The 13,954-nt window shown below is 48.4% G+C and carries 14 protein-coding genes and 1 riboswitch; of the genes, 12 read left to right on the top strand and 2 right to left on the bottom strand.

The window, feature by feature from the left end:
- Positions 1 to 84: 84 nt before the first annotated feature.
- Positions 85 to 777, bottom strand: coding sequence for a hypothetical protein (locus R6242_RS21315; RefSeq protein ID WP_318430745.1), 693 nt, complete (start codon positions 775 to 777; stop codon positions 85 to 87).
- 52 nt (positions 778 to 829) lie between these two features.
- A complete protein-coding gene (locus R6242_RS21310) occupies positions 830 to 2,086 on the bottom strand; it encodes an MFS transporter (RefSeq protein WP_318430743.1) in 1,257 nt (418 codons plus the stop codon).
- Between the two features lie 962 nt (positions 2,087 to 3,048).
- Here R6242_RS21310 and R6242_RS21305 point away from each other — a divergent pair.
- The 12 genes from R6242_RS21305 (at position 3,049) to R6242_RS21250 (ending at position 13,889) form a co-directional block, all read left to right on the top strand.
- Complete coding sequence (locus R6242_RS21305) at positions 3,049 to 3,525, top strand: low molecular weight protein-tyrosine-phosphatase (RefSeq protein WP_318430741.1); 477 nt, start codon at positions 3,049 to 3,051, stop codon at positions 3,523 to 3,525.
- 86 nt (positions 3,526 to 3,611) lie between these two features.
- Positions 3,612 to 3,742: riboswitch (yybP-ykoY riboswitch) on the top strand.
- An 86-nt stretch (positions 3,743 to 3,828) separates the two neighbouring features.
- A complete protein-coding gene (locus R6242_RS21300; RefSeq protein WP_293931714.1) occupies positions 3,829 to 4,398 on the top strand; it encodes a TMEM165/GDT1 family protein in 570 nt (189 codons plus the stop codon).
- 85 nt (positions 4,399 to 4,483) lie between these two features.
- A complete protein-coding gene (locus tag R6242_RS21295; RefSeq protein ID WP_318430739.1) occupies positions 4,484 to 5,776 on the top strand; it encodes an NCS2 family permease in 1,293 nt (430 codons plus the stop codon).
- A 9-nt stretch (positions 5,777 to 5,785) separates the two neighbouring features.
- Positions 5,786 to 6,346: an adenine phosphoribosyltransferase gene (locus tag R6242_RS21290; protein ID WP_318430737.1), complete on the top strand. Its 561-nt coding sequence runs from the start codon at positions 5,786 to 5,788 to the stop codon at positions 6,344 to 6,346.
- Between the two features lie 220 nt (positions 6,347 to 6,566).
- Complete coding sequence (locus R6242_RS21285) at positions 6,567 to 7,121, top strand: hypoxanthine-guanine phosphoribosyltransferase (RefSeq protein ID WP_318430735.1); 555 nt, start codon at positions 6,567 to 6,569, stop codon at positions 7,119 to 7,121.
- A gap of 158 nt (positions 7,122 to 7,279) precedes the next feature.
- Positions 7,280 to 8,956: a hypothetical protein gene (locus tag R6242_RS21280; RefSeq protein ID WP_318430733.1), complete on the top strand. Its 1,677-nt coding sequence runs from the start codon at positions 7,280 to 7,282 to the stop codon at positions 8,954 to 8,956.
- 106 nt (positions 8,957 to 9,062) lie between these two features.
- The gene (gene glyA, locus R6242_RS21275; RefSeq protein WP_318430731.1) at positions 9,063 to 10,310 is read left to right on the top strand and encodes a serine hydroxymethyltransferase; all 1,248 of its coding nucleotides are present in this window, start codon (positions 9,063 to 9,065) and stop codon (positions 10,308 to 10,310) included.
- A gap of 262 nt (positions 10,311 to 10,572) precedes the next feature.
- Positions 10,573 to 11,025, top strand: coding sequence for a transcriptional regulator NrdR (gene nrdR / locus R6242_RS21270; protein ID WP_293931707.1), 453 nt, complete (start codon positions 10,573 to 10,575; stop codon positions 11,023 to 11,025).
- Between the two features lie 170 nt (positions 11,026 to 11,195).
- On the top strand, positions 11,196 to 12,323 hold the full coding sequence (gene ribD / locus R6242_RS21265) for a bifunctional diaminohydroxyphosphoribosylaminopyrimidine deaminase/5-amino-6-(5-phosphoribosylamino)uracil reductase RibD (RefSeq protein WP_318430728.1): 1,128 nt from the start codon (positions 11,196 to 11,198) through the stop codon (positions 12,321 to 12,323).
- A complete protein-coding gene (locus R6242_RS21260; RefSeq protein WP_318430726.1) occupies positions 12,313 to 12,486 on the top strand; it encodes a zinc-ribbon domain-containing protein in 174 nt (57 codons plus the stop codon). The genes ribD and R6242_RS21260 overlap by 11 nt, the downstream gene beginning before the upstream one ends.
- On the top strand, positions 12,487 to 13,200 hold the full coding sequence (locus R6242_RS21255) for a riboflavin synthase subunit alpha (protein ID WP_318430724.1): 714 nt from the start codon (positions 12,487 to 12,489) through the stop codon (positions 13,198 to 13,200).
- 197 nt (positions 13,201 to 13,397) lie between these two features.
- Complete coding sequence (locus tag R6242_RS21250; protein ID WP_318430722.1) at positions 13,398 to 13,889, top strand: helix-turn-helix domain-containing protein; 492 nt, start codon at positions 13,398 to 13,400, stop codon at positions 13,887 to 13,889.
- The last annotated feature ends 65 nt before the right edge of the window (positions 13,890 to 13,954 follow it).

Genomic DNA, 13,954 nt, shown 5'->3' with positions numbered 1-13,954 from the left:
TTTCCATGGTGATCACCTTTTATCCTCTGCTCAAGAGTTAAGCAGAATAAGTAAAGCACCTGGGTCAATTTTGGATCGGCAGAACTAGCTGTAGTGGGTCAGTTTTCGGTCGGCGTCAACACCCATTTCCCGCATGCGCTCCAGCGCAAACCACAAAAATGCAGGGAAGCCAAAAATGCGTACCGGCAGGCCTTCTTCGGCAAACTCCTGTAAGGCCCTAATTACCCCAAACGGGTCGAACTCGTTGCCGTGGCCGTTATGCCGCAAGGCATATACCGCGCGGTTGATTGGCGCGTATTTGCACAAAAACTGGTCGGTATAGGCGGTGCCAAGTGTGATTGCGCCAGCAGGCTCGTAACTCAACAATAAATAATTGCAAGGCGTATCGGGGGTGCTCCAGCCGTATAGCTTGAAGATACGGTCTACCATGGCTTGGGCCGCACCTAGGCTGCGCTCGTCGTAGCGCATGCGGCTTTTTTGGCCGCTGGTGCCCGATGAAGTCAGCTCCAGCGCTTTTTCGCCTGCTTTGCTCAATACCAAGCGGCGCTTGAAATAATTGGCAAACAAGGGAGGCAAACCCGACCAGTCGTGCGCATTTTTTAGCCTCACCTTATCCCAGCCATTGGATGCTAACCATTGGGCGTAGCCTGGCGACTCATCGCAGTGATATTCCGTGAGCTCGCGCATTGCTGCGTTAAACAGCTGATCGCAAGCGGCATCGCTACGATAGGGGGATTCGATGGCGCACAGCGCATCGACATGGACGAGTGAGGCCACAAATGATCTCCTAAGCAAGATAAATAAACAGAGGCGGGGGCGACAGTGAAAATCAAGTCGTAACGGTGGTCGTTATGGGGGAGCGCTTAAGTAAGCAGCACAGTGGCCATAGCGCTAAACCCGCACCAATACTGGCCGCAATGGCGAAAGCAGCCAAGCTGGTGCCTGCACCCAGCAGGGCAAGTGCCGAACTACCTAGGCCGATAGTGGCAACAGAAATCATCCCCAACATGGCGGCAACGGTGCCTTTGCTGCTCTCGCTGGCAAATAAGGTTTGCCGATAAAGCGTAGCGTTGCAAATGCCCATGCCAAAGGCGTAGATCGTTAAGCCCAGCACCACCGCTAATAAGTGGCCGGTTAGCAAGGTGGCTGCTAGCATAAAGAGTAAGCCCCCAAAAATTGGCCACAGCGATAAGCGGATCAGTGCATCAAGTTCAAAGCGGGTAACCAGATAATTTAAAGCTAGATTTCCGGCAATCAAACCAGCAAAAATGGGCAATTGCCACAGGCCGTAGGCAATAGAACTGAGCCCCAGATTATTCATCAGCAGTAAAGGTGCAAGGCCAATCCAGCCAATCAATGGGATGCTGATTAGCCCTAGCGCAAAGCTGCCTTGCATAAAGCGAGCATTGCCCAGTAGTTCACGGTAACTTGCCAAAATGCTGGCCAGATTAAGCGGTGCAGGCTCAAGCCGACTGCCATCTGTACGCGTAACACCGATGGTTTCAGGCATAAAAAACCACAGCCCGATTAAGACTAAGATGCCGCTCACACCCACGCCAACAAACAGCGTTCGCCACGTCACAAGCTCTAGTAGCATGCTGCCTAGTAATGGGCCCAATAATGGCGACAGCAAGGCGATATTGGCCAATAGCGCCATAAGCCGCACCGCATCGGTTTCCTCAAAAGACTCTTGCAATGCGGGGTAACTCACCACCACCACAAAGCCCAGTGCAATACCCTGAATAAAGCGCAATACATTAAATACATAGATATCGCCCACCAAGGGGGTGATTAGGCACGCCACGGCAAACAGAATTGCGCCAATCAATAACAGTGGGCGGCGGCCAAAACGATCCGACAAGGGGCCGATTAGCCATTGGAAGGCAACACCGCCTAGCAAATAAGCGTTCAAGGCGATGGGTACGTGGCTAACGGGTGCATTAAGGTCTGCCACCACATACAACATGGCGGGCATTACGATATCGCTGCCGACGTAAATCAGTAGTTCAAACATGGCGAGTAGCAAACAAAAAAACAGCGCCTGACGGGAGGAAATCGGTAATAGCGAGCGGGTAAAAGAAGACATCGTGCCAACAATTTAGTTAAGTCAATCTGTGCGTTTAATCGGCAGGCTTTCGTATAGAGAAAACCCAGAAAGAAGGTGCGGAAAAATAAAGAAGCTACAAATAGATAGATTTTCTTAAGTGCTTTTGAAACCTAGGGTCTTTGAAGCAATCGCCATGATCAAAGTTATCGGAGCCTTTGAGCGCCGTTTTACTTTTCAGTAATGCCCCTAAATTAATATGTGTGGGGGAGGTACTGATGGTGCATCGAAGTGACTGAAAGATATTTCTAATTTTCCGCCGATTGCACTAATAAGGTGTATTGCGTAGTTATTGCCGAAGGCATTGTTTACGGCTGTATATTGGGCAGGTCCTAGAATGCAAACCTGATTAAGGTCGTCTTTTATTTTCTTTAAAGCGAATGGGGGTTTCTATGGGTTATTTCTCATGTGGAAAGGTCATGCTTGTCAAAATTTATGTTAAAAAACGATAAATTCTTATTTAACAATTACAATTGTATTGTGTGGATTACTGGTGAATATAGGTAAATATTTACTTATAGCTGACGTAAATTTACAGAATAAAATGGTGATTGATGTTTTTTTGAATTTTTCTACAACACTATAAATAAATAATTTAAAGTGTAATGTATTGATTTATTAGATAAAAATGTATTCGTGTTTTGAGATTTTCTTTAGGTTTATGACGAGCATGATTAGTGCCAGGTGAGTAATGAAGTCTAAAACTAAGAAGTTAAGCTCGTATTGCTGACGGACTTGATTACTGGTGGTGTCAGCTTGATGGTGGTGCCTATATTTTCTTGCAAAAGCCACCAAAGCAATCAATTAATCTTGAATGCCGACGGTGCAGGGCCGCATTGATATGGCTAAATATCTGCCATATAGAGCGTGCTAAGTTGTTAACTTATATTGGCAGTCATCATTTTTTTTAAAACGGTATTTTTATTTTAATTGGCTAATTTTTAATGAAAAAAGTTAAGGTGATTTTTGTGTGCACCGGAAACATCTGTAGAAGCCCTACTGCTGATGGGGTTATGCGGCAATGGGTGGAAGATGCGGGGCTAAGTCATGCCATTGAAATGGATTCTGCCGGCACGCAGGATTATCACATTGGGGAGCCGCCAGATCGGCGTGCACAAAGCCATGCAAAAAAACGTGGTTTTGATTTGTCTTTTTTGCGTGCTCGCAGCGTGCAGCCAAGTGATTTTGCGGAGTTTGATTGGGTTTTGGCGATGGATAATAGCCATTTAAGGGATTTACAGCGGCAATGCCCGCCAGAATATCAGTCGCGGGTGAAATTATTTTTATCCTTTGCCCCAGCGCCCACTCAAAGCGAGGTGTTAGATCCTTATTATGGCGGCGCTGCTGGGTTTGAGGCGGTATTAGATCAAGTAGAGGCAGGGTGTGCCGCACTGCTAAATCACATTAAAACGGTCATTTGAGGCATGTAAATAGTAGTTTGTATGGACGGTTTTTGTAATCTGGGATTGCAGCATGCATGACTGGTGGTTAAAATCCGCGCTTTGGTCTTCGGGGGAGTAGTCGCCTGCAGCGAGTTTGAAAGAACTGTTTGCGGGGAATACGTCAACATACTTGGATTGTTTGATCCATGGCGTATTCGGTTGGAGCTGTATTCTGAACGCAGAATATGGGTCAACTTGACAAGACCTGAGGTTCGTTCAGCATTTCCCGGGGTGGGCAATGCTGCGCGACCTCTATCCTGCCCGCCCCGGAAACACAACTCAATGATTGATACATTTCTTATTTCTACTGGTGTAGTAGCCATTGCCGAAATCGGCGATAAGACGCAATTACTCGCGTTAATCTTGGCTGCGCGCTTTCGACGCCCTTTGCCTATTATTCTGGGCATCTTTGTTGCGACTGTACTTAATCACTTTGCTGCGGGCTGGCTTGGGCTGCAAGTGGCGGGCTTAGTGTCGCCTGCTGTTTTGCGTTGGGTGATTGGCTTAGGCTTCTTAGCCATTGCCGTTTGGGCATTGATTCCCGATGAGATGGGTGAAGAAGAAGCCCAAATCAAGCCCTATGGTGCGTTCTTGGCCACCGCTGTGGCGTTCTTTCTGGCCGAAATCGGCGATAAAACTCAGGTTGTTACCGTTGCCTTAGCTCTTAAATACCAACCACTATGGGCGGTGATTGCAGGCACTACCTTAGGCATGATGATTGCCGATGTGCCTGCCGTGTTTGTGGGTAAGTGGATTGCGGCGCGGATGCATATTTTGCGCTATGTTCGTTTTGTTGCCGCTGCTGTTTTTGCTTTGCTAGGGCTGTTGGCATTGCTGGGCATTGGCGGTTAATAGTGTGTGAGTCGGTCAGTATTGTGCGTGAATAACAAGCAATACAAGCCGACTTATTTGTTTTTTTTAACGGGGAAATGGGCTCATGCTCGAAGCATTGTTCAAATTAAAAGAACACGGTACTAATGTTAAAACCGAGGTCATCGCTGGGTTTACGACATTTTTAACCATGGCCTATATTATTTTCGTCAATCCGGCCATTTTGGCGCAAACCGGTATGGATTTTAATGCCGTATTTGTGGCGACGTGTTTGGCTGCGGCTTTTGGTACCGCCGTTATGGCGCTGTTGGCTAATTACCCAATCGCGCTGGCGCCAGGTATGGGTTTAAACGCTTACTTTACCTTTGCCGTGGTAAAAGGCATGGGCGTGCCTTGGCAAACTGCCTTGGGTGCGGTGTTTATTTCTGGCGTGATTTTTGTGCTGGTTTCCTCGTTTAAATTACGTGAAGTGCTGGTGAATGCGATTCCGCACTCATTAAAACTAGCGATCTCTGCCGGTGTGGGCCTGTTTCTGGCCATTATTGGTTTGAAAAGTGCCGGTCTGATTACAGCATCACCGGTCACAATGGTGCAATTGGGTGATATTCATGCGCCTAGTACTTTATTGGCCGTGTTTGGTTTCTTTTTAATTGTGGCCTTGGAATACCGTAAGGTAAAAGGCGCCATCATCATTGGCGTACTGGGTGTAACGCTATTATCGATTTTATTCGGTTTAACCGAGTTTAAAGGCGTGTTTTCTCCGCCTCCTTCGATTGCACCAACCTTTATGCAAATGGATATTAAAAACGCATTCAATGCCGGTTTGATTGGTGTGGTGTTTATTTTCTTTTTTGTAGATCTATTTGATACAACCGGCACCTTGGTGGGTGTTGCGCATCGCTCAGGCCTTTTAGATAAAGATGGCAAATTGCCACGTTTAAAGAAAGCGCTGTTCGCTGATTCTTCTGCCATTATGGTAGGGGCTGCACTGGGTACATCCAGCGTAACGGCCTATGTTGAATCCGCTGCTGGTGTGGCTGCAGGCGGGCGTACTGGTCTGACTAGCTTAGTTGTGGCCATTTTATTCTTGGCGGCATTGTTTGTGGCGCCATTGGCGGGCACGGTGCCTGCTTATGCAACGGCCCCAGCGCTTTGCTATGTGGCGGTGTTGATGGCGCGTGGTTTGGCAGAGCTTGATTGGGACGATATTACGGAAGCGGCTCCGGCAGTGATTACAGCCGTGGGTATGCCATTTACGTATTCTATTGCCGATGGTATTGCCTTTGGTTTTATTAGCTACGCTGCAATTAAAGTGTTGGCTGGTCGTTATAAAGATTTAAGCCCTGCGGTATTGATTATTACCGCGTTGTGGATTGTTAAATTTGCTGCATTTGGTTAAGGGAAGATAATGAGCATATTGCAGGCAGAGCCACCATACGCAGATTATATTCGCGACCGCATTCGCACTGTGCCAAATTGGCCACAGGCGGGGGTGCAGTTTCGGGATATCACGCCGCTATTGCAGGATAAAAAAACCTTCCGTGTGTTGGTTGATATTTTTGTCCATCGCTATATGGATATGGGTTTAGATATGGTGGCTGGCGTAGATGCCCGTGGATTTATTCTGGGCGCGGTAGTGGCTTATGAGTTAAACCTTGGCTTTGTGCCAGTGCGTAAAAAAGGTAAATTACCTTTTTTGACCGTCGCGGAAGAATATGAGCTTGAATACGGCTCTGCTACGGTTGAAATACATACCGATGCCTGCAAAAAAGGCGATCGCGTATTGCTGATTGATGATTTAGTGGCAACTGGCGGCACCATGGTTGCTGCAGCTAAATTATTAGATCGCCTTGGCGCAACCGTTGTTGAGGCGGCTGCGATTGTTGATTTGCCAGAATTAGGCGGCTCAAAAATCGTGCGTGAGCAGGGTATTTCTCTGTTTACGGTTTGCGATTTCGCCGGGCATTAAAGATTTGTAGTGATGGCGTAGTGGCTTAGTCCTATTTAGCGAGCATCTGTTGACTGCTAAGCCACCTAAGTAGATAGGCAAAAGTTTTCTTGCATCGTTGTCTTGCCTTGTCGTACTAATTGTACTGCCTGCGGCTTCGACGCCTTGCCATAAAACTTTTGCACAAGTACTTATTAAAAAGCGCCATCCGTTTTTCATTTGAATAAAAAGGTACACCATCGTGACCCTAGAACTCCCTGAAGCCCAAACGATTATTGACAATTCGGATTGCTTGCACGGCGAGGCCGAAGTATTAGCCGCGCTAGATCGCATGGCAGAGGCAATGACGGCTGATTTACAGTACGCCAACCCGATTGTTTACACCGTGATGAATGGTGGGCTGATTGTGTCAGGGCATTTATTGCCACGCTTACGCTTCCCCCTAGAAGTGTCTTATATGCACGCCACACGTTATCGTAAAGAAACCAGCGGCGGCATGTTGGATTGGAAAGTAAAACCACAAGAAAGCATGAAAGGTCGTGTGGTGGTGATCGTGGACGACATCTTGGATGAAGGCCATACCTTAGCGGCTATCTTGGAATTCTGTCGCGAGCAGGGCGCAAAAGAAGTTCGCGTGGCGGTGCTGGTGGATAAAAAGCATGATCGTAAGGCTGTAGGGGTGATGGCAGATTACGTGGGTTTAGAGGTTGAAGATCGCTTCCTATTTGGTTGCGGCATGGATTACCAAGGTTATTGGCGCAATACCCTTGCCATCTACGCGGTAAAAGGCATGTAAGGCGTACCGGTCACTTTAAAGTGACGCTGCGTTGTTAAAGCACAAACCCTTATTTACGAGTCAGTAAATAAGGGTTTTTTGCATATTGGGCCGTGATTTGCTTGCTGCTGCCCGTGTTCTGCTGCGTGATGATCTATTCTGATCAAAAGGAGAACTCAATGAGCGAAGCAGATGAAATTATGGTGCGCCATTTTAGGCAAATTCTCATTTGGCCTTTGCAAATGATGCCGCTTGCCCAGCCACTTGGTGGGGCGGATGTGATGGGGCGGCATTGGGAGCTTATGAAACAGCGGGTAGATGTTGATTCGCCATGGCAGCTGCGTCCTTCGGTATTTGATATGGATCCGCAGGCTTTTCAAGAGCGGCATTACCGTGAATTCGTTACCTTTTTGCCCTATGTACAGCGGTTTTTATATGGAGAAGGCGCGGCAGAAGCGGCGAATACCGATAGCTACGGAGGCTCTCCGCTGCATGTGTTTCGTCGTCATGATATTTGCTCGGTACGCATGCATTACAAAGATGGCACGCGGCAAGACTTTAAAGTAGCCCACGTTGATCTGTATTTTTTTTACGATATTGATATCGTGATTCTCGCCCTAGAAATCTTGGCTGATAACGTGCCGCTTAGTCGTGTGCAAGACACCTTGTTTCGCTTTGGCCGTGCCTTTCCTGCGCAGTGGGATGAAGACCATACTGCCGCAAGCTGCTTGCAAACTGTGAAGTGGCTAGATGCCAAAGGCGGCGTGATTGCAGTATCTGATTACGATGATAAATCTAAATTTCTGTCGCATGTAGGGGAGTTTCGCGCCGCTCCCATGGCGCAGCACTGGGATGCTTTATTGCGGCCTTTAGTGCTGCATCACTCCGAGGAAGAGGGCGAGCTACGCTATCGTCAAATTGAATATCACCGTATGCCGCTAATGGCTTATCTGGCCTTTGATGATCCTTTTGATTTAACGGATGAAGATTTTTACCGCCTAGGTTTGGTGACTCGCCCCGCCCAAGGAGGAGATTTGCCCTATACGGCCAAGGTGTTTCAGGAGTTTGAAGCCCATTGTTGCTATGATCGTTTTTGGGTGCCAGAGCGGCGACATGATTCATCCTCAACCCGCATGATGTGTGATGGTCACGCCTTTGTCTTGATTGGAAAACACGGCCATGGTTTTTTTAGTGACCCTTACACGGGGGCTTTAGGGCAGTTCCGTCATCAATATTTTTTATTGATGACGATTGCGCACTTCCATAAGGCTGCATTATTGATTTTTTCGGATCGGCTAGCGGTGGCCTTGTCACGGTTGCAGGTTGGCGATGCAAAATCCTCTCGACGTTTTAAGCGTGATATTCGCGTATTACAAGAAGCTTTTTTACGCTTTACCCAGCGTTACTGGTTTAGTGAGATTTCTAATCAAGTGGTGGCCGATCAGCTATTTCATATGGCGCGCCGTCATTTGGGGACCGAGGCCTTATTTGCGGAGGTGAGGGAGTCGATCCATAGTATGAGCCAATACTTAGAAAACGATGATTTGCGCCGCCAAGCCGATACCGTGGTGCGCTTAACCGTGGTGACTATTTTGGGCTTGGTAGGGACAACCGTGACGGGCTTCTTGGGGATGAATTTGTTTGATTTGGCTCATGAGGCCGCTTGGCTAAGAATTGGCTACTTTTTTGCGACCTTTATCCCCATTGCTGCGCTGACTTTTTACTCGCTAATGAAATCGCGTATGCTTTCAGAGTTCCTAGATTTCATGTCAGATGATCGCATGGGTTTCCAAGATAAATTAAAGATTATTCACCATCAGTGGCGTAAAAAAAAGCAAGCTAGGGATGAATTATGAACGTGGATCATGATTTATCACGAATTCCTCAATTGGCAAAACAGCTTGCCGTGTTAGAATCCTGCGCTATTCCTTATTCCCAACCGACTTACGGAAGCGCCAATCTATGTTCTCCAAGTCCGCTACTATCGCCCAATTTGATCCAGATCTAGCTGCAGCCATTGCAGGTGAAGTTGTTCGCCAGCATGAGCACATTGAGCTGATCGCGTCAGAAAATTACACTAGCCCTGCTGTGATGGAAGCGCAAGGCTCACAACTGACCAATAAATACGCCGAAGGTTATCCTGGTAAGCGTTTTTATGGTGGTTGTGAATTTGTTGATACGGTTGAGCAGTTGGCCATTGATCGGGTTAAAGCCTTGTTTGGCGCAGAGTATGCCAATGTGCAGCCGCACTCTGGCTCGCAAGCCAACCAAGCGGTGTACTTTTCTATTCTGAAGCCGGGCGATACCGTCATGGGTATGAACCTAGGTCACGGTGGCCACCTTACACACGGCTCGCCAGCTAATTTATCCGGTAAGCTATTTAATATCGTGGCTTACGGCCTGAACGAAAACGAAGAAATTGATTACGACGATATGGAACGCGTAGCACTTGAAACCAAGCCTAAGCTTTTGATTGGCGGTGCTTCTGCTTACGCTTTGCGCTTTGATTGGGCGCGTATGCGTGAAATCGCCGACAAAGTTGGCGCTTACTTTATGGTCGACATGGCGCATTACGCTGGTCTGATCGCGGCAGGCGTTTATCCAAACCCAGTGCCACACGCTCACTTTGTGACATCGACTACGCATAAAACATTGCGCGGCCCGCGTGGTGGTTTGATTTTGGCTAAAGCTGAATTCGAAAAATCGATCAATTCAAATGTGTTCCCAACGCTGCAAGGCGGCCCTTTGATGCATGTGATCGCCGGTAAAGCGGTGGCATTTAAAGAAGCGGCAACACCAGAGTTCAAAACATACCAAGAGCAAGTACTGAAAAACGCACAAGCCATGGCTGCAACCTTGATCGAGCGTGGCCTGCGTGTGATTTCTGGTCGTTCTGAATCGCATATGTTCTTAGTTGATCTGCGCTCTAAAGGTCTTACCGGCAAAGTGGCTGATGCTGTACTGGGCCAAGCGCATATCACCGTCAATAAAAATGCCATTCCAAACGATCCTGAAAGCCCGTTTGTGACTTCTGGTATCCGTATCGGCTCCCCAGCCATCACGACCCGTGGTTTCAAAGAAGCAGAAGCCGTGATCGTGGCTAACTTGATTGCAGACGTGCTGGACAATCCAGCGGATGAAGCAAACATTGCAGCCGTTGCAGTAAAAGTAAAAGAACTAACCGCCCGTTTCCCAGTTTACGGCGCTTAAATTCGCTATAAAAAACCCAAGTCTTAAAACACGGAGTGAAAGAGGACACGGAGTCACACGGAGAAAGTCAAAAAAGTGTTTGGCTTTCTTTGGAAAGATGCTGCGCCATTTTATGAGCTTGACCTTGTCTGCTTAAGTTCTGTTTGAAAGCTAAGTATGAGCATTGTCTAGGTTTTTTCCGTGAAACTCCGTGTTCTCTGCGTTCTCCGTGTTTTGAGATTTGGGTTTTGTTTATTTCTAGAATGTTCTTTGCGGGGTTGTGATGAAGTGCCCCTTCTGTGGTTCCCCTGATACGCTGGTCGCTGACTCGCGTATATCTGATGAAGGCGATTTGGTTCGCCGTCGCCGCCGTTGTCCTGTGTGCGATAAACGCTTTACTACTTTTGAAACTGCCGAAGTGCGCCTGCCGCAGGTGGTAAAGCAAAATGGTCAGCGTGCCGAATTTGATCGTGAAAAAATCCGCACCAGCTTTGAGCGCGCCCTACATAAACGGCCAGTACCCACGCCTCTGGTGGACGAAGCTATTCTTAGAATTATTCAAAAAGCATTGTCTTTAGGCGATAGAGAAATCATGAGCCGCCAGATTGGCGAAATGGTGATGTCTGAACTCGCCAAGCTCGACAAAGTCGCCTATATCCGCTTCGCCTCCGTATACCGCTCCTTCCAAGACGTCGATGATTTCCGCGATGTGATACGGGAAGTGAGTAAGGAATAACGTTTTTTATGCCGAAATAAACCCAAATCTTGAACCACGGAGGACACAGAGAACACGGAGTTTCACGGAGAAAACCTTTCCTATGTTTTTCTCCGTGGCCCTCTGTGTTCTCCCGATCGAAGTGGTTCAAGATTTGGGTTTATGAACCTTATTTTTACACCGGTAAACCCATGAACAGTATCGATCATCAATATATGCAGCTGGCTTTGCGGCAAGCAGCTTTAGGGCAGAATAGTGCGACGCCTAATCCTTCTGTGGGTTGTGTGTTGGTGAAAGAGGGGCAGGTGGTGGGTGCGGGCTTTAGTCAGCCTGCGGGTGGTGGTGTGGTGAAGGTGGCTCCTGGTGCGCATGCTGAAGTCATGGCTTTGAGTGTTGCGGGTGATTTGGCACGCGGTGCTACGGCTTACGTGACGCTAGAGCCTTGCAGCCATCATGGTCGCACACCGCCTTGCGCTGATGCTTTGGTGAAAGCCGGTGTAGTGCGCGTGGTTGCCGCGCTGACAGATCCTAATCCGCTGGTGGCGGGCCAAGGCTTGACGCGCTTGGCGGCGGCAGGGATTGAGGTGGAGTCAGGCGTTTTACACGCCGCCGCACTTGAGCATCACAAAGGTTTTATCAGCCGCATGCTGCGATCCCGCCCTTGGCTGACGGTAAAAATGGGCGCAAGTCTGGATGGCCGCACCGCGCTCGCTAATGGGCAATCGCAATGGATTACCGGCCCGGCGGCACGATCTGATGTACAAAAACTACGTGCCCGATCTTGTGCCATGCTCACCGGTATTGGCACGGTACTGGCGGATGATCCGCAGCTAACGGTGCGAGAGTTTGCGGTAGATAGGCAGCCGCTGCGTGTGGTTGTTGACAGCCAGCTTAGAACGCCGATCAAGGCAAAGTTATTTAATCAGGCGGGCGTATTGATTGTTGGCGCTCAGGATGACGCGACTAAGCGTCAGGCTTTAGAAGCCGCAGGGGCCGAAGTGATGATTTTGGCCGATGCTCAGGGTCGAGTTGATTTAGCTGCCTTACTGCAAGAGCTAGGTCATCGAGGCTGCAACCAAGTAACCGTTGAGGCGGGCGGTGTTTTAGTTGGGGCGCTATTTCAAGCGGGGTTGGTGGATGAAATGCTGCTTTATCAAGCCCCTGTGATGATTGGTGACACTGCAAAAGGCATCGCCACGCTTGATTTATCCGACCTAAACCACAAGCTACAAGCTAAGGTATTAGAGCGCCGCCTATTTGGAGACGATTTACGTCTCACCCTGCGGTTCACTGATATTGGAGAATTTTATGCCGAATGAAAGCGTGCAAGAAGCCGTGCCGATTTGCCCTGATTGTAAGCGGCCCCTCGATGTGATCGCGGCTTGCGGCTCGATTAGCTACTTTTGTGATCATTGCAATTTACTCAAGTCTTCGAAGCGTGTGCGCGAAGCAAATCCAGAACTCTTTAAGGAAGCTGAATAAATGTTTACGGGGATTGTGCAAGGCGTTGCTCAGATTGAAGCGATTGATGACAGGGAGGGCATCCGTACATTTCGCATCGCTTTTCCGGCAGGGTTTTGCAAAGATATTCAGATTGGCGCCAGCGTGGCGATTGATGGCGTTTGCCTGACGGTTACCGAGATCTTTGCGGATGATAAAGCCAGCTTTGATGTGATGTTGCAAAGTTTACGCGTAACCTCCTTAGGGCAATTAAAAGCAGGCAGCCATGTCAATGCCGAGCGTGCCGCCAAAGATGGTGCCGAAATCGGCGGCCACCCGCTCTCCGGCCATGTGGACTTTACTGCCACGCTGTTAGATATTCGTAAAGATCAGGAAAACTGTTGCTTTAGAATCGGCGTGCCCAAAGCCGGGATGAAATACATTTTCGCCAAGGGGTATATAGCCCTGGATGGCGCCAGCCTGACGGTATCGGACACCAATAAAATAGACTGCTGGTTTGAAGTATGGCTGATCCCCGAAACCCGCCGCATGACCATTTTTGAAGGTAAGTGCGTTGGCAGCGTATTCAACGTAGAAATCGAGCGCGCCACGCAAGTGGTGGTGGATACCGTGCGCGATGCGCTGGAAGAAAAACTCGGCGCACTCATGCCTGCACTGGAAGCCCTGCTGGCTCAGCAGGGCGTGGATATTTACGCGCTGGCTGAGCCAGCCTCCCTAAAAAAGCCTTTAAGCTAAAAGAGCTAACAGTTGCGTTGCGTTCAGTCCCGAGATGATGAGCGCATCGTGTTACAGGCCTGATCCTTAGATATCCTCATGTAGCCAATCAGCATACACACCCTCTTGTCTCATAGACGTTCGGTTATGTGGCACTTTGCGAGAAATATTTTTGTGGTGGTTGCATTTTAATATGCCTTTTATGGCATGATGCTTAAATGAAAAGAAAGCCATCACCAGAAAAACTGGAAGAACATGCTTACGACAAGCCAAGTGAGCGGGTTCGTACATCTGTACTTAACAAGATCAGAGCCCTATTGGCAACCAACTCTTGGACCCAGCAAGAAGCCGCCCATTTTTGTGGGCTGAGCCAACCCCGTATCAGTGATTTGTGCCGTGGTAACACGAATCGTTTTTCTCTTGATGCCTTGGTTGATATTGCTGCAGTCTTTGAGCAGAATTCCAAACCTTTAGAAGGAAGTGCAATGCAAGAAAATATAGATGAAGGACAACGCATGGTTGCTGAATTCCTTGCAAAGCTCGCCGCCAAGCCAGTTAAAGCGCGCTATCCACTTGCCACTGAGGACTCTACAACCGAGCGCGGAGGCAAGATTATCGCTACTGGCGATATGATTTTACGAGGAAAACGTATCCTGATTATGTCTCTTGCTCAATTAAGGCTTGAAATACCCCTCTTGGACAAGGTTTAGCCTGCATCACGGCTTTGAGTAATCGAGGAATCAGAGCGCACAGGTCTGCTCGACGATTGAAACGG

Source organism: Iodobacter sp. CM08, from assembly GCF_033446605.1.
Lineage (GTDB): Bacteria > Pseudomonadota > Gammaproteobacteria > Burkholderiales > Chitinibacteraceae > Iodobacter.
This window is presented reverse-complemented; position numbering and strand designations above follow the sequence as displayed.